This window comes from Yersinia alsatica (assembly GCF_025133195.1).
Taxonomy (GTDB): Bacteria; Pseudomonadota; Gammaproteobacteria; order Enterobacterales; family Enterobacteriaceae; genus Yersinia; species Yersinia alsatica.
This window is the reverse complement of record NZ_CP104006.1, coordinates 2637578-2661307: the sequence shown is the minus strand read 5'-3', so window position 1 is coordinate 2661307 and position 23730 is coordinate 2637578. Positions and strand designations below refer to the sequence as shown.

Genomic DNA, 23730 nt, shown 5'->3' with positions numbered 1-23730 from the left:
CTTAGGCATGCCACAACTCACGGTGGCATGCCCAAATTATCGCTCAATCATTGTCATTCGACATTAATCATCCAGCCCACACCAAATTTGTCGGTCAGCATGCCGAAGCCTTTGGCCCAGAATGTCGCACCAAACGGCATAATCACCTGCCCTCCTTCAGATAAACGCTTGAACAGATCTTCACCTTTGCCCATATCTGCCACATTAATTGAAAGTGAATAACCTTTATGTGGGCTATCACCCTCATCAGGGCAACCATCAGAGGCCATAATGACATTGCTACCGATTTGCAGACGGGCATGCATGATGGACTCAGGATCAGTACTGGGAGGACAACTCTCAGGGTTGGGAATTTCTTTATAACGCATCATGGCAACCACATCGCCCCCTAATTGCCGAGCATAAAAGTTGACCGCTTCTTCGCAGTTGCCATTAAAAAACAGATAAGGCTGAATCAGCATGATTTTGCCCTCTTTAGAGACCCACGCACCGCAATCATTGTGGTGTGTGGGCCAGATAGTTATCACTAGCAATAATTGCTGGCAGTGACTTGTTAGTGTAGTTCTGGGCAGAATAAAGAGGAAAATAATGTGTGTACTTTAAATAATAGTCTTGTTATTCAAGGTAAAAAACTAGGTTTTGCTCTGCTTAATCCGATTAACCAAGATAATCCCCACGCAAACCAGGACCAACGCAATAGCATTTTTCCACTCTAAAATACTTTCGTTCAGGAAAATGGCCGACAGAACCGCACCAGAAACCGGAATAAGGAAATTGAATGGGGCCACCATGCCAACCCGGTTGTATTTGAGCAATAAGCTCCATAAAGCAAATGCAGCCGACGATAACAGCACCAGATATGCCAGCAATAATAGTGCCTGCCAACCAAACTCACTCAAGTTGCCACCGAACAAATAGCCACCGACCGTCAAGACCAGTCCGCCAATAGCCAGCTGGTAACCTGTCATCACCGTCGTATCCATGGTTTGTGAGATTCGTTTACCATAAATACTGGCCGCCGAAAGAATAAAAGCTGCCAATACAACACAACCCTCCCCCATCAGGGAAAAATTAAAATCCATCAAGTCGGAGCCGAAATTAACCACCATGACACCGGCAAAGCCCAATGCACAGCCAATGATTTTATTGAATGTTAGCCGGTCATTTTTATAAATGTAATGCGCTAATAGCACACTAAAAAATGTGCCTGTTGCATTCATAATCGAACCTTTTACTCCGGTGGTATATGCCAGACCAATATAAAAAAATACATACTGCAAAGCGGTCTGTGTTAACCCCAAAATAGCAATTTGCTTATATTGGCCTTTTTTAAGGCGACCAATGGCTTTACCACTAGCAATAGCAAAAAGAAGTAACACAATGCCGGCCAATAAAAAACGATACCCGGCAAACACCATTTTGCTCGGAATATCATCTGGCGCGATATGAAATAGCGCATAACCATTTTTAATAGCAGGATAAGCGCTGCCCCAAAGTAAACAACAGAAAGTCGCCACAAGAAAAACAAATTTTTTATTGGTAAAAAGCGGAGGACTACTGTCCACGTCAACATCCTTTTCGATAAAGAAATGAAACATTGTTTCGTTATAACCATTTCTCACCCAAAAGTCCTGTCTGATGTCACTTTTTCTCTAAAAAGATTGAGGTAATCCAATTACATCACACCAATAGCCCATATCAAGCCCAAAAAGATGTAAAGGTTGAGTCGCCTGCCGAATAATTGTACAGTGATGTGGACTTTTATTTACCATTCACCTGAAAATTTAGCATCGTTCAATGTTTGCACTGATAGGCAAAGATCGTGTACGATGTTGTTTTAATTAAATAACTTTGGTTTTTATTATGTTAAAACTCTTTAACGTAAACTTTAATAATATGCCTGAAAGAAAGTTAGACGAGGTCTTTTCACTCAGAAAAATAACATTTAAAGATCGACTCGACTGGAAAGTAACTTGCATTGATGGCAAAGAAAGCGACCAATATGATGATGAGAATACCAACTATATATTGGGCACCATAGATGACACTATTGTCTGCAGTGTCCGATTTGTTGAGATGAAATATCCGACAATGATCACCGGACCATTCTCACCTTACTTTGCTGATATTGATTTGCCGATTGATGGATTTATTGAATCCAGTCGCTTTTTTGTTGAGAAAGCATTAGCAAGAGATATGGTAGGTAATAATAGTTCTCTTAGCACAATACTTTTTTTAGCTATGGTTAATTATGCTAAAGACCATGGGTATAAAGGGATATTAACTGTCGTCAGTCGCGGCATGTTTGTGCTACTTAAACGTTCCGGCTGGAATATTACGGTAGTGAACCAAGGTGAGTCAGAGAAAAATGAAGTCATTTATCTTTTACATCTTGGTGTCGATGTTGATAGCCAACAAAAACTCATAAATAAAATACGTAGAATACATCAAATCGAGCCTGGTATTCTTGAAAATTGGCCACTGATCGTACCCAATATCATAAAATAGATTTAATTAATTTTAACTCGATGCCAAGTCTTATTGCATGCTTGGCATTTAAAACGCCAAGTTTTCTGACAACATTACCAATATGGAATTTAACTGTACTTCTTTTTATTCCTAGTATAATTGATATTTCAGAATAAGTTTTACCTACACTGGCCCAATATAATATTTCGTTTTCTCTAGGAGAGAATATATCCCGCTCTATTTTATTAGAGCCTGATTCATTTTTTTCGGTACTATTATGATAGAGCCCTAACATTTTCTCATGGGTAAGAATGAGCAACATTTGGATTTTTTCTTTATTTGTTTCAATGCTTTCATCAAAATAGATACTATCGTCGCTACCATTAGAAATACTTAGCGTCGCCATATTGTTACTATTATCATGGAGTACAAAAGTATAACCATTAATAATGTTATATTCTCTGGCTAGCTTAAATACTGCCGAATCTGTTGATTTCTTGTTGATAACCGAGTTGTCATCCCATGCAAAGGGGGCAACTTTGTCTTTCGCCGTCAAAATAACTGGATCAATAAGATGATAACTATTTTTTTTGTATTTTTTTACCCAATCTAATGGATAGTTAGAGATAATTGTAGGATGCAACGGTGTTTTCTTATTCATAACTAAATAAGAATAACGAAGATCACCATAAGACTTTATTCTTCTTTGAATATAGTTTCTGATGTCTTCATTAATACTTTCATTATCAAAATAATCAATTATCATAACAAACCAAATTTACCTGATGCGTAGTGCCACAGTACAATTTTATCACATTGTTTTCAATAGAAAATACGGTATAAGATATCCTCACAGAAATTTCTTATATGAAATTAGCTAACAACATAAAACGAAAAAAACCTAGACCAAAGGATAGTTTTGGAAGCTAGACTTAAGGTCAGCTATTATTATAGCCCTATGTTAATTAAACTGTTTTTGCTTTACAGAATTAGTTTCAAATATAATAGAACTAATATCTTAGCGCACTAATGCTAAGAAAGTTAGTCTGCGATGAATATATTTTCGCCAATACCAGGGACTTTAGTCCACCAACACCAAGTTTTACCCTGCCGTCTGGATGGCTTTACATTCAGATGGCTACTATCCTTCTGAAATCTAAATTCCATATCCAATAACCATCCTGCCAGTTTAACCTTCAGACCAATATGCCATCCCACAGCACTATCATTCTTCATTTAACTGTCTGTTATTAAATAATTTTAATCTAATTATCATATTTATTTTACTGCTAACATGGCTCACTAACGCCCTTGTGCAACAGCATCAATAACCTCAGAACGAAAAAAAAACCTTTAATGGCATAATAAACATTAAACAAATTAATGTAATCTTGATAAACTTGACTTAAGTCATGTCATTAACTCAAATTAATCGTATGATAAATAAACGGTTATAATGTTTCCCTGGTGTTGGCCGAATTGGCATCCCTTACCAAATGAGATTGGTAAGGGTTTTTTTTGCCTATTATTTGAGCTTAAACCGCTATTTAACAAAACCCAATAATTGCCACCACACGAAGCCCACAGTCATTGTTACCAATGAAAGTGCTCCCCCCCGCCTTGATCACCAAGCTGGCAATATCGATTTTATTATTGAGGCTCTGCGTAAAGAGGATACTTTGCTAGCTTCAAGCAAAATGCTCCCCTTAGCCGATGGCAGATAAGGGGGCATCTCAACAGTGTGTTGACTTGCCGAGCTTATTTTCCTTGTTGGCGGAACTCCGTCACGGTATCCCAGGCAACTTGTTGCAGCGCCCGGGCGGTCTGTTCTGTCATGTCACTATCAACTGGCAATGCGCCGCCAACAGGGGATTGGTCATAAATCGTAGCAAACAACACCGCGGCGGCCAGATAAGTACCCGCTAAAGAGGGATGATTACCATCACTGTGATACAAATCTATTTCTGGATGGGCTTTGATTGCACGGCTAAATGCCAGGCCGATCGGAGCCACATACCCGCCAGTTTTACTGGCAATATCGATATAGGCTTTGGCCAGTTTATCTGTTTGTTCTTGTTTATCCTTATTTGCCCATGTCATGAAATAAACAACTTTAGATCCTGCTTTATGAGCGGTATCCGCCATAGCAGTGGCTGAGTCAGTGAAATATTGGCGTGAGTCTGCTTTAGCCGAAATAGGCTCCATAGAGTTGCCCTGTAGAACAACAACATCCCATTTCTGGAGCGAATTTTGGAAACTCAAGTTAGGGATGTGCCAGCCTAATTGTCCGCTGGAAATAGTTATCCCACGAAAGGCATATCCTTTAGCCTCATCGGATAACAGTGAACGGCTTAAATCACGCAGTCGGGTATTCACATGATTGTTGTAATGCATATATGAATTTCCGTAGAGCGCGAATGTTTTCCTTTCGCCATCCATTTTCGCCTGAGGCTGCGGCGCAATAATCGTATCCGCCCGAGCACTGGCTATCGTGATTAACCCACATGCCAACATTAACATTAGCTTTTTCATTATATTTATCCTTAGAAGTCGTAACGTAATCCGAGAATAATGGCATCATCGTTTATTTTGAGATTGTTATTCGCCAGCACTTTGTCATAGGTCAACGAGAGATAAGCATTCTTCGCCACAGTTAACTGAGCTTCTGCTCTCCAGCCCTCTTTCTCATATATGTCTTTACCATCCTCATCCAGGAAGCTATATCCACCTAGAATTTTAATATTTTTAAACTGATACGAGGCCACTGAGTCGAAGCTGAAATAATCATTATCAGATTTATTATCGCGCTCGATAGAGATCTTTCCTGCGGTGATCGCCAGAGACATAGCATTATAATCAAGCTGCAATCCACCCATTATCTGCTGGTGTTTCTTGCGACCATCAGTAGTCTTTTTCTGCGGGTTATCTTTACGGTTAAACTCACTGGCAGCAATGGCTGGCGTTATTTTCAAGTCACCAAATTTAATCATTTTTCGATAACTAATCATCATGCCGTTATCGAGCCCTTCATTGTCGCTGTTAGCATTACCGGCAACATAAGCCGCTTGAATCTGGTGCCCATCAAATTGACCATTCCATTGGAGAGTACCGTCCTGACGGTTATATTGGTAGGACGTATCAATGGTGCTAATACCGTAGTTATATACATTTGGTGTAAAGTTTTTATATTTATCAGTCATTCTCATCACCTGATATAGCGGGTTCTGAGTACGGCCACCAATTAATTCACCGTAGCGCGCATGAGATAAACCGAGCCAGGCATAACGTGCATCCAGATCTCTATCTTTGGTTTTATTGTCGTTTTTCTCGGTACGTAACTGCCACTCCAGGCGGCCGATAATTTTAGTATCTTCAAGCAGTGAAAGGTCGCGGGTTACATAGATACCTAAACGCCCGCCTAGTTGATTCCGTACATCGTCCCCGGCAAATGAAGAATCACCATGAGCAAATTGATACTCCAGGCGTCCATAAATATCTAGCGTCGTTCCTTTATCCTTGTAAACATTAATCGCAAAGGCTGATGAACTCATACAGGTTAAAAGAATAATCGGCATTATTTTAATTTTCATAATTTACCTATAATTAAAAGCGAATAAAGCACCCCAGTCAGAAGCTCTCAACTGATAAGAAGATAAAAAACATTTTTATCGTGAATATTATTAAGATCAAAAAAATAATGTGAGGTATGGGAATATTTATTTCTCACTTTAAAACGTGATAATCCGCTCAAAAAATTATTCAAACAGGATTTAAATCACTATTTCCCAGTTCAATTTAATAAGTGATAAATAAAAGTTAAGTAATATTTCTCCCGCAGTACGCCATAAAAAGGTGGTAATAAGTATTTTGTGTTAAGTTTGTCACGTTTTTAGGAATAAAACGGGGTGAGTAGGGGGGAAATTCATATTCTCATTTTTATGATCAGAAATTTAGACCAGACTTTCGGTCATCAATTGGATATAAATAGAAACAACTCACTGATATCGTTCATCTACTTATTTTGGAGTCAATAATGCGGGGTAGTCATAGTTCAGTATTTGATTCAGAACTGTATTCATCCTTGTTCACTCACCCTGAAATGAAACAGGTTTGGTCTGATGAAAACTTAATTCGCTGCTGGCTGGAGTTTGAAATGGCGGTAGCCCGCGTGCAGGCTGAATTAGATATAATTCCAGCACAGGCCGCTGAAGAAATTGTCGCTACTTGCCAATCGTTAAATGTTGATTGGCCGCGACTGGCCGCAGAGACACGTTCCGTTGGCATGGCGATAAAACCGCTGGTTGACCAAATAACGGATGTCGGTACACCGCTGGTGAAAAAATATCTGCATTGGGGCTGTACGACTCAGGATTTATTGGATTCCGCACTAGCGATGAGAATGAAGCAGACATTGCTGTTGCTGCGCCGCCAGCTTATTGAACTGGGCGAATGCTTAAAAACTATGGCGCAGGAACATAAAGCGACCGTGATGGTGGCCAGAACCAATTCTGTAGATGCCTCAGCAACCACCTGGGGATTACAGGTCAGTAGTTACCTGAGTGAGTTAACCCGCCATATTCATCGTCTTGATAATCTCTACCCAACTGCCATTACCGGTTTATTTGGCGGGGCGGTGGGCAATCTCGCCTCCGTGGGACATGACGGCATAGCGACCCGAAATAACTTAATGAAATTATTAGGTTTATCTTCACCTATAGGAATGATGAATGCCAGTCAGGATAACGTGGTGCAGGTGGTCCAGTTTTTTGCTCTGGTACACGGTACCCTGTGTCGGATTGCCAATGATGTCGAAACCATGGGAAGGCCATCCTTTGGAGAAGTCAGAGAGGGTGAAGGCGGCGGCGGCTCCAGTACTATGCCGCACAAAACCAACCCTCGCGCCAGCAATATGATCCAAACACTGTCTCGCATGGGCTGGATGTATGCCTCTGGTGCCACCAATTTGCTGGATCAGCAGGATGTGCGGGCCGCGTCGATGCGCGTATTAAACTGGACCCTGCTACCTGAATCGGCGTTAAGCCTCTCCACCAGCCTTGATCGTGCTTGCCGCCTTATCAGCCATTTGGTGATTGACAAACAGCGCATGGCGGACAACTTCAACATATCGAAATATTTCATTATGTCGGAGTCGGTATCAATGAGATTGGCTGACAAAATTGGCCGGGATCAGGGCTACAACATCATGAAAAATCTATTAAAAGAGGCTGATGGTACCCAAGATTTACAGCAGTTGGCGCTCAATAATGCTCAGATTCGTGAATTCTTAACAGAAGAAGAGATTATTACCGCCTGTGATCCCTCATCCTATCTTGGCTGTAATGATGAATTGATTGAGGAAACATTGGCATTCTTTGATGCCACTGAAAAGAATTTGGTCGGTTGATAGAGTAAAGACTCCCCTAAGCATGGCTCTTGGGGGAATCTTTACTCACCTATTTAGGGAGTGGAGAAAAGAGTTCGAAAAAGACAAATAGCTCTTCCAACTGCTCAAAGTTCCCCTCTCCTTCCCCTTTTTCATAGGCCAGATGCAGGACGAGTTCGACAAAAAAGAAACTGATAATTCTGCTTTTAAAAACTGACTGTACGTCGCTTGGCAACACAAACTGTAGATTACAGAATTTGCCATAAGGATTGGATTCAGAATTGGTTATCAACACCACTACCGCATCCTTCTTGCGAAACCACTCTGTTACTCGAATCACGACTCGGTTAAACCGGTAATAAGAAAAGGTGATCAGAACATCTTTACTGGATAAATTAAGCAAATCTTTAGGTAAATCACCGACATCCACCGAGAGCAGCGTCACTTTGTCCCTAAAGTATTTAACCAGAGTGGTGAAATGCTTAGCCATAGCATGAGACGAAGAAGGCCCAATAACATAGAGATGTCTGTCAGTATCCAAAATAAGACTGATAAACTCATCCAGACTCTCGATATCGATATTATCTTTGAAGCTCTCAAACAGCATGGTCACATTCTTATTAAATTCAGAGACTATCTCTGCGGTGGTGACCTTGGCTTTCTCATGAGCCCGTGATACCAGCTCAAATGGCGGTACCAGTTTTTGCTGTGACAGCGCTTCCTCCAGTTCACGTCTGAAAGCCGAATAACCGGTAAACCCTAATTTATTTAAAAAACGCCCAACGGTTGCTTTACTCACCATGGCATTACGTGCGAGATCGACAATGCCATGAAATGGCAGTTCGTTAAAATGCCCTTGAATATATGCATCAAGGCGACATTCTGATTCTGTCAATGAATTTAATTGGATAGTTTGTGAAATATATTTCTCAAGTGTCAACAAATTATTAATTTTCATTCATTATTGCCTCTTGACCTTCAAATTGACTAGCTAACATATAAATATATTCTCGGAAAAAATATCTTGTTAATGATCACGCAAAGTATAGGTAAAATGAAATCATTTATTGATGTAACAAAGAATTTCAAGGAATGAGACGTCGCGCACAAATTACTGTGAGAAAACTATTTTCTCATTCTGCCAATGATTTCTTACTTCTACTATGGATACATTGCAAACAGGCACACAGATTAACCGTTCACGCCTGAGATATATCTGAAAAGATTTATTTAACTGTGGTTTTTCACTCGGGAAAACAAATAAAAAGGGCTCATCTCATGATTGCATTTATAATCGCAATAGTGATTACTATCATTGCTGCATGGTTAATCATTAAGAATTACCAACCGCAAACCGTGCTGTTGTTAGCCGGTATTTCATTACTGACTATCACTGCTATTTTTTACCCAGAACACGATATTTTATACGATAAAGCGAAATCGACCGGTTCAGTTTGGATTGATATTTTTGCCTTTGCAAAAAACTCACTCTCTACTCAGGTTGCCGGCATCGGTTTGATCATTATGGCTGCCGGCGGTTTTGCCAGCTATATGGACCATATCAAAGCATCAAATGCCATGGTTAATGCCTGTATTCGCCCTCTACAACTGATTAAAGCCCCCTACCTTATTCTGGCAATTGGCTATATTTGCGCACAGTTATTGCACGTGGCAATTTCCAGTGCTGCCGGGTTAGCCATGCTGTTGTTGGTGACTTTCTTCCCGGTACTGGTGCGCTTAGGTGTGAGTAAAGCCGCAGCAGCCTCAATGATTGGCCTTTGTGCCTTTATGGATCTTGGTCCTGCGGTGGGGACAGCTAACCTCGCGGCAAAACACGCAGGCATGGAAACCGCAATCTATTTTGTCCATTATCAGATGCCGATTGCTGTTGCCGTGATGTTAGTGGTGTCGGTGTTAGTCTTCTTTACCGCCAAATATTACGATAAAAAAGATGGTCATTCTGTTGTCGTTCAAGATATTAACAGCGCCGAAAACACCGAAGAAGCACGTGTTCCTACCTTCTACGCATTATTACCTATCTTCCCGGTTGCTCTGGTTCTGATATTCAGCCCGTTATTTATTGATACCATAAAAATAGATGTGGTCACCGCCATGATTATCGGTACGTTGACGGCATTTGTTTGTGACCTGTTGGTGAAACGTGATTTCCGTGGCTGTTGTAAAGGCATTCAAGTTTTCTTCAAAGGTATGGGGAGCATGTTTACCAGCATCGTTTCTTTACTGGTTTGTGCTGATATTTATGCCCAAGGGATGCAGAAAATTGGGGCGATAGACTATTTGCTGGAGTCAGTCCAAAACGCCGGCTTTGGCTTTGCCAGCATGACAATTCTAATGACGCTGCTGGTCGGTGTAACTGCAGTATTAACTGGTTCTGGTGTCGCTGCCTTTTTCTCCTTCTCAGGTATGGCACCCTCTATCGCCAGTAAATTCGGCCAAGAAGCAGTTACCATGATTCTACCGATGCAGTTAATGGCCGGGATGGGCCGCTCTATTTCTCCGGTAGCCGGTATCATCATCGCCGTCAGTAAGGCCGGTGAATGCTCTCCGTTTATGATTGTAAGACGAACGCTAATTCCGGCTATCGGTGGCATCGTCACCATGATGATAGCTAATTACCTGCTGTTTTAAATTCAGAACATTTCATCATCGTTGAGTATTTGGATATTTAATATGTTTCATGAAGATAGCCAAGAATCACTGTATATTCCCTATACGGGCACGTTATTGATGGACACTCCCCTGTTAAATAAGGGGAGTGGATTTACCAGTCATGAGCGGGAAACTTTTAATTTACGCGGGCTGCTGCCCGCGGCGGTAGAAACTATTGAAGAGCAGTCGCAGCGGGCCTATCAACAGTTTCTCGACATCAAGTCCGATATTGCTCGCCATATTTACCTGCGCAATATCCAAGATACTAACGAGACACTGTTTTACCATATGGTCGGCAAGCATATTTCAGAGATGATGCCGATCATTTATACCCCGGTTGTCGGCCATGCTTGTGAGCACTTTTCTGATATTTATCGCCGGGCTCGGGGGCTGTTTATCTCTTGGCCTGACAGACATATGGTTGATGATATTTTGCATAATGCGACTAAGCAGAATATTAAAGTGATTGTGGTAACTGATGGTGAGCGCATTCTCGGTCTTGGAGACCAAGGTATTGGCGGTATGGGGATTCCAATAGGCAAACTCTCCTTATATACCTTGTGCGGTGGTATCAGCCCAACTCAAACACTGCCTATTTTACTTGATGTGGGAACGAACAATTCTCAGCTGCTTAATGACCCACTCTATATGGGTTGGCGTCATCCACGGATTAGCGGCGATGAGTATTTTGAGTTTGTTGATATGTTTATCAGCGCAGTCAAACGCCGCTGGCCCCATGTATTATTACAGTTTGAAGATTTTGCCCAGCATACGGCTATTCCACTGCTAAACCGCTATCGCGATCAGCTCTGTTGCTTTAACGATGATATTCAGGGTACAGCCGCCGTCACGTTGGGTACCTTAATGGCCGCCAGTCGCGCCGCAAATAATCAGCTACGGGATCAGCGCGTGGTATTCCTTGGTGCTGGTTCTGCGGGGTGCGGTATTGCTGAGCATATCGTGGCACAGATGGTATCCGAAGGCTTAACCGACGCCCTAGCGCGCGCCAATATCTATATGGTTGACCGGTTTGGTCTGTTAACCGATGACCAAACTAATCTTGCGGCTTTCCAGCAGCATCTGGCGCAACCACGCTCAAGTTTGACAGGCTGGAATTGCCAAGGTGAAACATTCTCACTTATAGAAGTGATCCAGAACGTCAAGCCGACAGTGCTGATTGGGGTCACGGGTCAACCGGGGTTATTCAGTGAAGAAGTGATCAGGACAATGTATTGCCACTGTCAAAAGCCCATTGTTATGCCGTTATCCAACCCAACCTCGCGCATGGAAGCTCGCCCGGAGGATATTCTGCGCTGGACTGAGAGTCATGCCATTATCGCCACTGGCAGCCCCTTCGAGCCCATTGTTTATAAGGATAAGGCCTACCCTATTGCCCAATGTAATAATGTTTATATTTTCCCCGGCATAGGGCTGGGTGTTATTGCCAGCCAGGCACGACGTGTCACGGATAGTATGTTAATGGCCGCCAGTCGGACGCTGGCCGATTTCTCGCCCCAAGCTCGTGATGGCAATGGCCCACTGCTACCGGATATTAAAGATATTCAACAAGTCACACAGGCCATTGCTTATAGCGTCGCGAAAGAAGCTCAGTTAGCCAGCGTAGCAAACGAGATCCCAGATGATATGCTGAGAGAAACTATCATTAAGAATTTCTGGCAACCGCAATACCGTCTTTATAAACGAACATCCTTTTGATTATTTTTAAGAGACTGGGGAGCAACGTATTTATAAAGTGCCACTGGCACTAAATATGATACTCCCGCTATCAATACCTAGTCTTGATTTTTTACTTCATTAACTGATGGGTATCAGGCTAAGGTCTGAGTTAATTGGAGTCGGAAGCGGTAGACAAGGTCTATAACAAAACTAATTATCTTGGTGTTGTAATTTTCGAGTTTTGGATATGGGGTAACAAGTCACTGGTAATTAAAGGTGACCCGCACACTGAGCCTCGCATTACGGATGCAGAAAAACTGGAGGTTTCCACTGCACTCAAAGTAGTAGCTGCAGTCTATCCCAAATCCAGTCTTTCATTTTCTGGTAATCAATTTAATTGATTCGAGAATTTCATTACTACTCAGCGAATCATTATCAACGTTAAACTAACAGAAGATTAAATTCTATAGTCATATTTGCAACTATATTAATTTTTCAGTAGTTTTTCTTTCCAAAGAATCCATCTTCATATTTACACTCCTTATCCTCTTTTCCCCAATACCTTGGAATACCATCAGTATGATTTAAATCAACAATTTTAACACCAGAATTCACTGCATAAATATCATAGTCATGCCCTGTTTCAGGAACAAAACCTATCCAACGCGTTGCGATTATTTGGTTATACTGCGACCTAAATGTTTCTTCCTTATATGTTATTCTTATATGCTGATTAGATTTAATTCTATACTCCAACGAATCCATTCCATTCATTTCCGAAGAAGGAGGACGCATTCCTGTTATTTTCTTATTGTACGTCGATTTTATGCCAACAAGATTAATACCTGCGGTCAAAGATTTTGTACTTACCAGTTTAAAACATTGACCTGATTTTTCATAAATTTCTAATGTCAGTGGTGGAAGATAGTTTTTGACTCTTATTCTTGCCGAATCACTTCCAGTGTAATCCTCCAACGATTTGGTCATATTAACTGCACATCCTGAAATGGCACAACTCAAAATAAATACTGTATTAAGCTTAATTAATTTCATTAAAAACATAGCAAATCCTTTTCCATAAGTTAATTTTACTACAACAAAAAATATTAGCCCTAAGTTTATCGCTGATCTTCAGTTAGGTCTTCACGTTTGATACCCAGGTACATCTGTTGGGCAATATACTTACCCATTACCCCACCAGACGCGTCGACCACCACATTACTGGCAAAGGGCTGATTTCGAGAGTGGGGAAACAGACATCACTAACTGAGCATTTTATCTATCCCTAAGGGATATATTGCTTCATCCAAAGGCATTTTTAGTCACGGCGGGGAACAAATGCCCCCTGTAATATCAGGGGGCATGGGCACTAAAGAGAGTTACTTAGCATCTTTACCGTAATTGGGTGAACGCGGCCCGTACAGAATGCCGTTAGGCGTTCCTGCCGTCAGCATTCGGGTGCTGGTAATTCCAGCAATATCATGACTATGATCAGTCAGTGTATTGCTGATTTGTGTGACCGCCGCTTGCACCAACATGTCGATGACACCACCAGAAGAGTTATCGCCTTCATTACTGGACGCAGTAGCACTGCCGCTCCACAACAATTTTCCGGTTCTCAAATCAACCAGTTTGGCATTCGCTGTGACACGAGTATCACTGGTGATAATCTGATAAGAGGTACCGTATTGCACCACAGTGATGTACAGCACTGCATCTGCGCCGAAGATTTTATGCAGTTTGGCTGGGCTGGCAGCATGGATGTCGCCCGCATTTGTCATGCCATTTTGCTTAAATGTCTCTTCCACGACAGCAACGGGCAGCACGTAATAGCCCGCTTCAGCTAACGGGTAAGTGACCTGAGACAACATACCATGGCTGGCAGCCACTTCTGGTGATTGGTTCTGCGGCAGCAAGACCAAAATACTCTTTGGTTTGCTTTGCTTAAATGCAGAATAGTCCTGCTGCTGTACTGGCTTGGCACAGCCAGTCAACAGTAGCGCCATCATAACAGCACAGATTGCGAAAATAGATTTCATTTAAATGCCCCTTTATCCTTGCTCATCAAGAAATCCATAAACGGAGCAGACTCAGGGAATGCCGTTTTCTCGGTATTGAATTCAGCCATCGCCAAATCGGTATGCCCGGTATTACCATACAGCATGCCCAAATGAGCATGTAAGCCCGGAGGAACTGGCATATTTTTCGCGCGTGACTTTTCAATATTCTCTTTTAAAGCAGCAATTTGCTGTTCAGGGCTGGCATCCGATTTATAGTAATCATAAATCGTCGTTTGGTAGTTATCCCAGTTGTAAATAGGTTTCGGTGCTGTGGCACAGCCCGCCAATACTGCGGCAGCTAGCACCAAAGAGAGCTTTCTCACTAATTTCATATTGTGGTATCCATACTCATTATTAGGAATTATTTTGCCATTAACGTCTATTTCGCCGGTTGCCATGCGCCCGATTCAATGCCAGCAACCAGATTGTTGACAGCTTCACGGATAGCTAAGTCCAGCACCTTGCCATTCAAAGTTGAGTCGTAACTTGCTGTTCCGCCAAAACCGATCACTTCGCGGTTAGACAGTTCATACTCGCCTGCACCTTGTGAAGAGAACACCACTTCAGAGGTTTTCACATTGACGATATTCAGATTCACTTTAGCGTAGGCAATCTGAGATTTACCCCGACCCAAAATGCCAAATAACTGACGATCACCAGTCTCTTTGCGACCAAACTCGGTCACATCACCGGTCACGACGTAAGTCGCGCCTTTCAATTGCTGGCTTTGCCCTGAAATAGCCGCTTCGGTTTTCAGCTCTTCCATATTGGTACGCTCTAATACGTTAAAGCGGCCAGTTTGTTGTAAGTGCGTCACCAGAATGGTTTTTGACTGGTTCCCCAAACGATCAACACCATCGGAGAATATCCCGCTCATATAGCTTGAACGGTTGTCAAATTTACCCACAGAAATAGGGCTGCGTGGGCCGTTATATTGCGTGCCATAAGAGGCGACTTTCGCCACTTCTAACGACCGCGAGGACTCAGAGGCACACCCACTTAATAAAAATGCAGTTATTAAGGTGGAGGCTAAAAATATTCTTTTCATCATAAAAGCACTATTCTCGATAAAAGATTGAACAATTATATCTGATACCCTTGGCAGACCTGTTATGGAGCACTTGGGCAGCCAAAAGACTCAGACAGTTAAGCAGGTTACTGTTGGGTCTCTTTTTTTATTAAAAATACATATTAAATCAAAAAGATAAAAACATTTTCATTGTTAGGTAAAGCCAGTTTTCTACATCAATGTGAGTTCACCGCACTATTAGCCGAATCATCTCCACTCTGCGAAGCGGGAGGAGCGGGACAACTGGGAGTCACCACTGCGCCCGGTGTGCTCCGGTTGCAGCGGTGAGAAGTGGGAGGATTTATATTTATAAAATAGCTTTTGCTATATATCTTTCAATAACATAAACATTATTTACTTCACATTCTGGATAAATCCACTTTTCCCAATTAGCTATGACCCATTGAGTACTAAGTCCTCTAACCTCTGGTAAACTGCTTTCTAGGGGTAACAGAACAAGTATCAGACCAGCTTTATAGCCCGATGATACGATTAATCCATTTGGCCGCTCATCGTCTTGAGTATCGAAGACCATAAAATCGACATACTCTTCATAGGGCCACTGTGCTGGCAGTCGCAATATATTTCCATGGCACAGAGCTTGCTCTTCAAAGTCAGTTAACTTCACAATTTCCTGCATTTTATTTCACCTTCAGGTCATGTTTACCTGATTTATCTGCTGGCTTTGTTTGGGCCATTCCAAAATTAACCTCTCCCAGATGCTTACCATTCTGGGGATCTACTACTTCAAAACGACCATGTTGCGTATCCAACGCGTACAAGTTACCGTCAGCTCCTCGATACACATCTCTGTTATTCAATTTAGTAAGCTTGTTATCCTTAACCATTCCATTTTCTAAAACAACTTTTACTGCTGTTTCTTTAATTTGTGCAACTCGTTCGCCAGGAGGTAAACCCGATATTCCCTTTTCAAACTGACCAACTGTTTTTCCTCCAGGTATTACTATGGCTCCAATATCAGGCAATTTTTTACCCGGTAGGAAAAGACCCGCCAGCATTCCACCTGTGGCTTCAAGAGCAAGCTGGTTACCTTGAGCCGCTTCTTTCACCTGTCCTGCAACCGCTGACCAGGTTTCACTCTTCATTAGGGCTTTCAGCGTATCTGCCGCAGCCTGATTTTTACCCGCCAGATCGTTTAATGCCTGAGTGCAGTAACTGTCTCCCATTGCGCATGAAGTGAGCGCCATAGCCGCATCAGCGCCGTAATCCACGCCACCTAATATCGCATCACCTGTGTCAGCTGTCGCATTGATTATACTGTTAACGATAGCGGAGAGTGTCCCTTCACCCAGTTTGTCTCTTACCTGATCTTTCAGGTTACTCGTAACCTGCTCAACAGACTCGCGGGCTTGATCTCCACTCAGGGAGTTATTCTCAACCGCATTCTTCCCGGCCTGCGCACCTGCAACCGTATCAGCGGTGCTGTCACCGGTCAAGCCACCCGCCAGCCCTGCTGCCAGTGTTGCCAGTGCACTGACCGTCTGTTTCTGGTCTTCCGAGAGATTGTTTTTGTCCCAGCCCATTGCCGCGATGATAATCGGTGCCATCAGTTCTGCCGTCGCCGCACCCGCTGCACCCGCCAGTGCATTGTTACCACTGGCATACGCTGTTACCGCACCCAATACCGCGTGCGCCATGGCATTGGCTACCTGATTATCCCCTGTACCGGCCTTTATCACTTCCGCCAGATACGGTGCCGAGGCGCCGCTCAGTGCCTGTGCCATATTGCCACCCGCCAGTCCCTGTATTGCTGCAGTGGCCGCCTGCATCGCACGCTGTACCGAGCCGCCTGTTCCCAGACCTGACTCGTTAAACGCCTGATTGTAAGCAGTTTGGTATATCTGGTTATTGATATCTTCAGCGGTAGCTACTTTGCCCGGATTGGCTTTTTCCCACTGTTCTTTGGCTGCCGTAATATCTTCAGGCCGGACATCCTTCATCTTCTCGTTAGCCGCATTGGTCGCAATAATCTTGCCCTGCGTGCGCGCAATATCCATCGCCTGACCGCCAATCTCGCCAATCAGCTGGGCTTCTCGCAGGCGGTTTTGCTCTTTCTCTTTATCAAATATCGGGCCGATGCTGCCGTTGGCATTGTCGGTGTCGCGGCTTAGGTCTTCAACATTCTGCTGCTGTTTATCCTGGTCTCGGATGGTGATAGTACCATCCGCGATTGCCGACTGAGTGGTGCCCTCGGCATGACCATCATTACTCAGACCCGACAGCACCACGCCACCCAGATTACTCAGCAGGTCAGACCCGACCGGGCCACCGGAGCTCAGGCTGCCGCCCTGATGTTCGGCCTTGAAATCGGCCTTGTTCTCAATATCACTGAAGCCCAGTGTGCCGGTATCCAGACTGTTTTTGCTCTTGTCGGCGGTGCTGGCAATCACCGCGCCATCAAGCTGCGTATGTTCACCAACGGTGATATCAAAACCGCCTTTGCCCGCAAAGATACCGGTCTGCTCCTGCACCGAATCATAATTGCTGTGCAGCTTGTCCTGACTCATGCTCAGGTTGGCTGAACCGCCGCCGCCGACCACTGCCATGCTGATACCGCCGCTGGTACTGGTTTGCTTCGCATCATAATTGTCGCTGTCTTGCTGGCTTTGCAGCAGCAGGTCGCGGCCGACATCCACCTTGACGGTTTCACCACTCGCCTGAGCACCGATTAACGCGGTATCACGGCCACTGTGTAGCGACAGCGTGCCGCCACTGTCGACCTGGGTTTCCGTCCAAGTCGTGCCGTCGCCGTGCTCATTGCCCTGACCCTTGTTGGCGTTGGCAAAGATGCTCAGGCCACCGCCAGAGCTACCGAACCCCAGACTGACACCCACACTGCCGCCACTGCTGCTGTTACTGCCGTCGGTTTTTTGTGTGTTAGCGGCACCCAGCAGCAATATGTCGCGCGCAGCATCCAACGTCGTATCGCCACCGGCTTTGAGCTGGCTGCCCTGCACCACGATATCGCCGCTGTTCGCTGGGTTCCCATCACCGGTCGCATTGATGGTTAGATTGTTACCTGCCGTCAGGGTCGAACCGGTCACGCTGGTCTGTTCCTGATGCTGTTGCGAGGCCGATTTTTGTGAGCCTAATGAGGCGCTGATGCCGAACATGCTGGCGGTATCGCCCCCCTGCGCCTGCACCAGTTGCCCAGCCTGTACCGCCTGAGCACCACTGAGCGCAGCCTTCACGCCTTGCAATGCCGCCAGTCGGCCATTGCTTTCGTCGCTGGCAGCTTTGGCGGTGGTGACCGCGGTATTGAGGGCGCTGCCGACTGCGCCGGATAGCGCCAGTGTCAGGCCGCTGGATTTTTGTTCGACGGTATGGGTCTGGCTGCTTTGGTTTTCAGCCGCCACAATGGCAACGTTTTTCCCGGTCAGACTGATGTCTTTACCGGCTAACACGTCGGAGCCTTGCACCATCAGGTTTTCACCGGCGGTCATGCTGACATTGCCCAGTACACTGCCCACCGTGCTGCCGACGTTGGAAATCGATTGACCGGTATCGGTCATTTTGGTGCTGTTGCTGCCAACGGTGACCCCAATACCGCCAGTGCTCATTAGGCCAGATTTTTTCTGCTCATACAGGTGAGACTCACTTTCACTCTGCTGCGCGGTGCCGACGATAATGTTCTCTTGCGCGCGCAAGCTAATGTCGTTGTCGGCCACCACATTGCTGCCGATGACGGCGATATTTTTACCACTGATATCCATAGAGCCAGCTGACAGCATCGAACCCACCGCCAACGTCTGGCTAATACTGTCTTCGGTGCGGGTGGTGGTACTGGAGGCCAGCCCTTTTTTAGTGCCGGTATGGTTGCGCTGCTCGTCATGCTGCTCAGTCTGGGTGGTGAGGGTGATATCGCCGCCCGCCGCCAGCTTCAGCGCACCGTCGGTTTGTATCGCGCTGGCGCTGATATTGATGTCGTGCGCGGTGTTCAGGTTGATATCGCCGGTGGCGTTCAACTGGCTGCCAAGCAGGGTTTCATCATAGAGATCCACCGAGCTGCGACTGCGTTTGCTCGACGATTCACCGGTGACATGCAGGCTGTCGGTGGCGGCACTGAGGTTAATATTCTGCGCCTGTACATCAATAGTATTGGCATTAATATTAGCGCCGATGGCGGTCAGATTGTTGACGTTAGCGGTCAGTGCGCCTCCGACATTCACTTCACTGCCCAGATGGCGAATATGCTCACTGGTCGAACTGCCACTGCCATACTGCGCACTGATCTGGTCGCGGGTTTGCACCGTATTGAGCAACCAGTCGCCGCCAGTATTGACCTGTAAATCCTGACCGACATTGAGGCCAGCGCCTTGCATGATAAAGTCACGTTCAGTATTGATAACCGCGTTATTGCTGACATTGATGCTGGCTAGCGGCCCCAGCACGGTTTGGCTGCGCTGGACGGCCCCATTATCGCTGCTGAGCTGCGCACTGTCGGTGCGCAGAATGATATCGCGGCCGCTGTCCAGTTGCAGGTTGGTGGCATTTAATCGGCTGCCCGTCAGGTCAATATCACTGTTCAGTGTACTGAGTAACATGTTGCCGCCCGCCTGCAGTAAGCCGCCGCGGTTATTCAGGTTGATGTCCTGCGCCATGCTGATGCTCAGGTTATTGCCGGCTTTCATCGCTCCCTGATTAGTGAAACCCTGAACCTCGGTTAAGGTGATATTCTCGGCGGCAATTAATGCGCCGTTGGCCTGTAAGTCGCCCGGTTTAACACCCGCCAGATAGACCACCGGTACCAGCACGGTTTGCCCGGCGACTTCACGGCTTTCCATCAGCACAATATTGGTGGTTAATGCCGCCATCTGTTCTGCACTGAGGTGAGTGCCGAGGGTAATATTAAAGGCTTTGCTGTACTCCAGGCCCGCCGCAAATAACTGCTCGAACTGCTCCTGCGCGCTACGATAATCACTGGCCACCGCCTGACCGGTCAACGCCAGCACCTGGTCGCGCACCAAACGCTGCTCATAGGCATTATCGCCCAGCCGTTTGAATATCACATTCGGGTCGTTATTCAGTTGCTGCAGCACGTAGTCCGAGCCACGCCAGTTATTCAGGTTGGCAAAGGCCGGATTCGTTTCTATCAGGTACTGGCTGTTAACGGTGTAGTCAGTACTGAACTGATACAGCCCGCCATTAGGCGGTGTCAGGGAAATGCCGTTAAACTCGATGGCAAGGTCTTTCCCGGAATTGTTGTTTCCATTGGGTGGCGCAATAGCACCGGGATTAGCCCCATTGTTGATCGTGGTGCCACTGCCGCTGACGGTTTGTGCGGTGAGGCTGGAGGCATATTGGTGAGTCGCGCGCGCGCTCACCTCGGGGCCCCAATCTCTGTGCCATAACCCGCCTTTATAGTTACGGTAATTCCACTGACCGGAGGAGGTGGTCTGCTCCATCAGGCGTTGTGCACTTCCCCAGCCATCCTGTTGCAGGGTGACGCCGGTGAGGTTAATCTCACCCTGAGCACTGATTTTACTCCAGAAATTCTCCAGCGTGCCCACTTGCGGGGTCAGGTTGCCCCCCGCCAGCAGTTGCGCCTCCGGGCTGATGTTATCGATGCTGTTATAGGCGATAGTCGACGTATAATCGGTGCCAATATAATCGCTGTTATCTGCCCCCTCATGAGGCGGCTCGCTATAGCGCCCACCCGGTATATCGGGGTTTTCCACTGTCCAGTAAGCTGACCCATTCACCGTGTCGGCCACCACAAAGTCGCTATTGGCGGTGAGAATATGGCGGCTATTGGTCAGCGTTGTGGCGTAAATCAGCATATCCTGGCCGGATTCAATCAAGCCGGACAGGTTGAGTACCTGAGCCGCCCGCAGATAATTCCCGCCGCTGTCTTGCCCACCGGCCAGAATAATCGTGCCCATCCCTAAAATCGTGGTGGTCGGCGCGGTATCGGTGTCAGTGACGGTATCACTGTTTTCAATCACCGGAGCCAGTAAGGCTAAAGTACCGTTTTCATCCGTGGCACCGATCAGGGCGTTCGGGCCGGAGTTAGTGATGCGCTCGCGTGCTTTGAGTGTGGCCTGTGCACTAATAATGGTGCCCGTATTGAACAGGGTGTTAACGTCGGTATTGAGCAGGCCGCGGGTCAAGATATCGCCGCTATTTATCAATGCGCCAACGGTGGTGAGGCTGGTTTGTGCCGCAATGATATCGGCGGTATTCAGTAAGCTGTTTGAGTCGGTGCTGAGTTTGCCGCCCGCGAGCATTTGCCCGTTATTGGTCAAATCGCCTGCGGTGGTCAAGGTGAAATCACGCCCAGCCTGAAGGGTAGAACCCGCCAGATGGGTGAAATCACGCTGTAAGCTAATCGCCAGATCTTCGCTGGCTGTGATCTTGCCAGCATTATTGTCCAATTGGCCCAGATTCAAAGAAACCGTGTTTGCCGCCAGCGCGCCACTCTGGTTATTGAGGGTTTGCCCGGCATTGGCACTGGCGTTAAGGGTCAGTGCGCCAAGGGCGAGTATATTGGCACGCTGCGTGCTGATATCTCCCTGAGTGGCAGTGATATTCATCTCACGAGCTTGGGTGTAACTGTCACTCAGATCAATCCGGCTGCCGGTTAATATCATGGTATCGGCGGCGAGGGTTTGTCCTTGGGCGATTAATTCCTGACGAGTATTGACCAGCAAATTACCGGATTCTGTCAGGCGGCCATCACTCTGTATGCCCGCGCCCAGCAGGCTGTTGCCGTTGCTGTGTAAACCTTCGGCTTGTAGCGAGAGTGTGCCGATAGACAGCAGAGTGCCATCACGGTTATCAATATAACCCGGCAGATTGAGGTTGAAATCTGTGGTGCCGGTTTGCGCAATCACGCCGCCCACATTAGAGAGGGTTTGTGCGTTAAAGGTTATTTTATCTGCAATCAGGCGGGCATTATCGGTATATAACACCGAAGTCGTTGATGCCGACAGGCTGTGGCTGGCAAGCACCTCAGCCCCGGTGAGATTGATGTCCCCGCTTTGTGCTGTGAGGGCCACATCACGGCTTTGTGTCTGACTGCCGCTTAAATCAATACTGCGCGCATTGAAGCTCTGCGCCGTGCCGCTAATATTTTTCCCTTGGGCGACTAACTTGCCGCTGGCTTCTACTTTCAGTGTGCCACTAGTAATGCTGCTGTTGTCGGATTTTACGCCCGCACCCAACACAGAATTTCGGCTGCTGTTAACCTCAGCCGCACGCAACGAAGTGTCACCCGCCGCGGCAATGGTGCCACTGTTAGTCAGTTTACCGGCGGTGGTGAGCTGGGTATTGGCGCTGGCGTAGAGCACCCCGGTGTTCTCTATACCAGCGGCGGTATTCACCACTAAGTGCTGTGCGCTGTTGATTTGGCCGCTGTTCATTAGCATGCCGTCGGCGGTTATCGTGATATCGCCCGCAGCAGCCCCTATCTCTCCGGCATTGCGCACACCGACACCGCTTTCAGTGCCAATTAGACGAATTTTACCGGCATACATGCCGCCTAAACTGGCGACATCCACTGCCACGGTAGGGCGCGGGCTGCCATCGCTGGCTTTGGCATTAATGGCCTGATGCGCGGCATCCACCTGATTGCGCCCGGTGGTGACATTCAGCTCATTGGCCCAAATGCCCGCATTGACTTTGACGGAACGGGCGATCAGATCGGTATGATCCTGACGGCTGCTGTCCAGACCATTGCCCTGAATAACAATTTCGCCCCGTTCGACATCGTAGCCCGTCAGTTGGCCGTTATTGAGTTGCGCCTGACCGGTGGTTAATGTCGCGCGGTTGGCGTTGATAAAGCCGCAGCCCTCGCAGGTAATGCCTGCCGGGTTGGCAATCACCACCTGTGCCTTGCGCCCGGCCACTTCGATATAGCCATTGAGCTTGCTCGGGTCGCGGCTGTTGACTTCGTTGAGGATAATACTAGCTTCGCCCCGTGCCAGCCAGGGGTTGCCATCCACCACACCAGCAATCTGGGTTTGGTTGGGACCGTGGCCGTTATTGAGGATCACCCCGCGATTATCGACATCAAACTGGCTATAAACGTTGCGCGATACCCCACCGCTACTCGGGGTCTGGATATTGACCTGTGGTGTGCCGTTGGCACTGTTAATAATGGTCGGCTGCTGATTACCCGGCGCACTGCCATCGGCGACAATATTGGCCTGAGCGGCTAATGAAACACAGCCCAGCGCCAGTAATAGGCTGAAACTGAGTGGAGATAATGCACTGATACGACGGCTCTGAGTCTGCCCAACACCTGATGACGCAGAAGAGGTAGCCCGACCGGAGGCGGCAATATCAGCCACCACCATCAACATGCCACGCGCCTGGTTAAATACGATACGGTACAGGTTCTTATTCATGGTTCATTCTCAAAGAGTCGTTATTAATCAGGC

16 protein-coding genes are annotated in these 23730 nt (G+C 46.2%); 4 read left to right on the top strand and 12 right to left on the bottom strand.

Annotation, left to right across the window (positions count from 1 at the left end):
* Positions 1-53 precede the first annotated feature (53 nt).
* Both N0H69_RS11695 and N0H69_RS11690 read right to left on the bottom strand, forming a co-directional pair.
* A complete protein-coding gene (locus N0H69_RS11695; protein WP_050151074.1) occupies positions 54-461 on the bottom strand; it encodes a VOC family protein in 408 nt (135 codons plus the stop codon).
* Between the two features lie 171 nt (positions 462-632).
* Positions 633-1565, bottom strand: coding sequence for a DMT family transporter (locus N0H69_RS11690; RefSeq protein ID WP_050109025.1), 933 nt, complete (start codon positions 1563-1565; stop codon positions 633-635).
* A 298-nt stretch (positions 1566-1863) separates the two neighbouring features.
* Between N0H69_RS11690 and N0H69_RS11685 the strand changes: the two genes are divergently transcribed.
* The gene (locus tag N0H69_RS11685) at positions 1864-2508 is read left to right on the top strand and encodes an acyl-homoserine-lactone synthase (protein WP_050109024.1); all 645 of its coding nucleotides are present in this window, start codon (positions 1864-1866) and stop codon (positions 2506-2508) included.
* On the opposite strand, the gene N0H69_RS11680 is transcribed toward N0H69_RS11685, so the two are convergent.
* The 3 genes from N0H69_RS11680 to N0H69_RS11670 all read right to left on the bottom strand — a co-directional run bounded on the left by N0H69_RS11680 (position 2498) and on the right by N0H69_RS11670 (position 6059).
* Positions 2498-3235: a helix-turn-helix transcriptional regulator gene (locus N0H69_RS11680; RefSeq protein ID WP_050109023.1), complete on the bottom strand. Its 738-nt coding sequence runs from the start codon at positions 3233-3235 to the stop codon at positions 2498-2500. The genes N0H69_RS11685 and N0H69_RS11680 overlap by 11 nt on opposite strands.
* 992 nt (positions 3236-4227) lie before the next feature.
* Complete coding sequence (locus N0H69_RS11675; RefSeq protein ID WP_050135515.1) at positions 4228-5001, bottom strand: SGNH/GDSL hydrolase family protein; 774 nt, start codon at positions 4999-5001, stop codon at positions 4228-4230.
* A gap of 11 nt (positions 5002-5012) precedes the next feature.
* Entirely contained in the window at positions 5013-6059 is a 1047-nt protein-coding gene (locus N0H69_RS11670) for a porin (protein WP_050121039.1), read from the bottom strand.
* A gap of 443 nt (positions 6060-6502) precedes the next feature.
* Here N0H69_RS11670 and N0H69_RS11665 point away from each other — a divergent pair, with 443 nt between their 5' ends.
* Positions 6503-7873, top strand: coding sequence for a class-II fumarase/aspartase family protein (locus N0H69_RS11665; protein WP_050121038.1), 1371 nt, complete (start codon positions 6503-6505; stop codon positions 7871-7873).
* A 49-nt stretch (positions 7874-7922) separates the two neighbouring features.
* Here N0H69_RS11665 and N0H69_RS11660 read toward each other — a convergent pair whose 3' ends face one another.
* Positions 7923-8810 (bottom strand): MurR/RpiR family transcriptional regulator, encoded by an 888-nt coding sequence (locus N0H69_RS11660; protein ID WP_050109018.1) that lies wholly within the window; start codon positions 8808-8810, stop codon positions 7923-7925.
* Positions 8811-9130: 320 nt separating this feature from the next.
* On the opposite strand from N0H69_RS11660, the gene dcuC reads away from it, so the two are divergent.
* The gene (dcuC, locus tag N0H69_RS11655) at positions 9131-10501 is read left to right on the top strand and encodes a C4-dicarboxylate transporter DcuC (protein ID WP_050121037.1); all 1371 of its coding nucleotides are present in this window, start codon (positions 9131-9133) and stop codon (positions 10499-10501) included.
* A gap of 42 nt (positions 10502-10543) precedes the next feature.
* A complete protein-coding gene (locus N0H69_RS11650) occupies positions 10544-12238 on the top strand; it encodes an NAD-dependent malic enzyme (RefSeq protein ID WP_050151073.1) in 1695 nt (564 codons plus the stop codon).
* Between the two features lie 456 nt (positions 12239-12694).
* On the opposite strand, the gene N0H69_RS11645 is transcribed toward N0H69_RS11650, so the two are convergent.
* The 6 genes from N0H69_RS11645 to N0H69_RS11620 all read right to left on the bottom strand — a co-directional run bounded on the left by N0H69_RS11645 (position 12695) and on the right by N0H69_RS11620 (position 23697).
* Complete coding sequence (locus N0H69_RS11645) at positions 12695-13261, bottom strand: hypothetical protein (protein WP_050135523.1); 567 nt, start codon at positions 13259-13261, stop codon at positions 12695-12697.
* A 317-nt stretch (positions 13262-13578) separates the two neighbouring features.
* Complete coding sequence (locus N0H69_RS11640) at positions 13579-14238, bottom strand: DUF799 domain-containing protein (RefSeq protein WP_050151071.1); 660 nt, start codon at positions 14236-14238, stop codon at positions 13579-13581.
* Positions 14235-14591 carry a DUF4810 domain-containing protein gene (locus tag N0H69_RS11635; protein ID WP_050109013.1) on the bottom strand — a complete coding sequence of 119 codons (357 nt, stop codon included), beginning with the start codon at positions 14589-14591 and terminating at the stop codon, positions 14235-14237. The genes N0H69_RS11640 and N0H69_RS11635 overlap by 4 nt, the downstream gene beginning before the upstream one ends.
* A 47-nt stretch (positions 14592-14638) precedes the next feature.
* Entirely contained in the window at positions 14639-15310 is a 672-nt protein-coding gene (locus tag N0H69_RS11630) for a CsgG/HfaB family protein (RefSeq protein WP_050109012.1), read from the bottom strand.
* A 325-nt stretch (positions 15311-15635) separates the two neighbouring features.
* Positions 15636-15968: an Imm45 family immunity protein gene (gene imm45 / locus N0H69_RS11625; protein ID WP_235895913.1), complete on the bottom strand. Its 333-nt coding sequence runs from the start codon at positions 15966-15968 to the stop codon at positions 15636-15638.
* A gap of 1 nt (position 15969) precedes the next feature.
* A complete protein-coding gene (locus N0H69_RS11620; protein WP_172665422.1) occupies positions 15970-23697 on the bottom strand; it encodes a hemagglutinin repeat-containing protein in 7728 nt (2575 codons plus the stop codon).
* Positions 23698-23730: the final 33 nt, after the last annotated feature.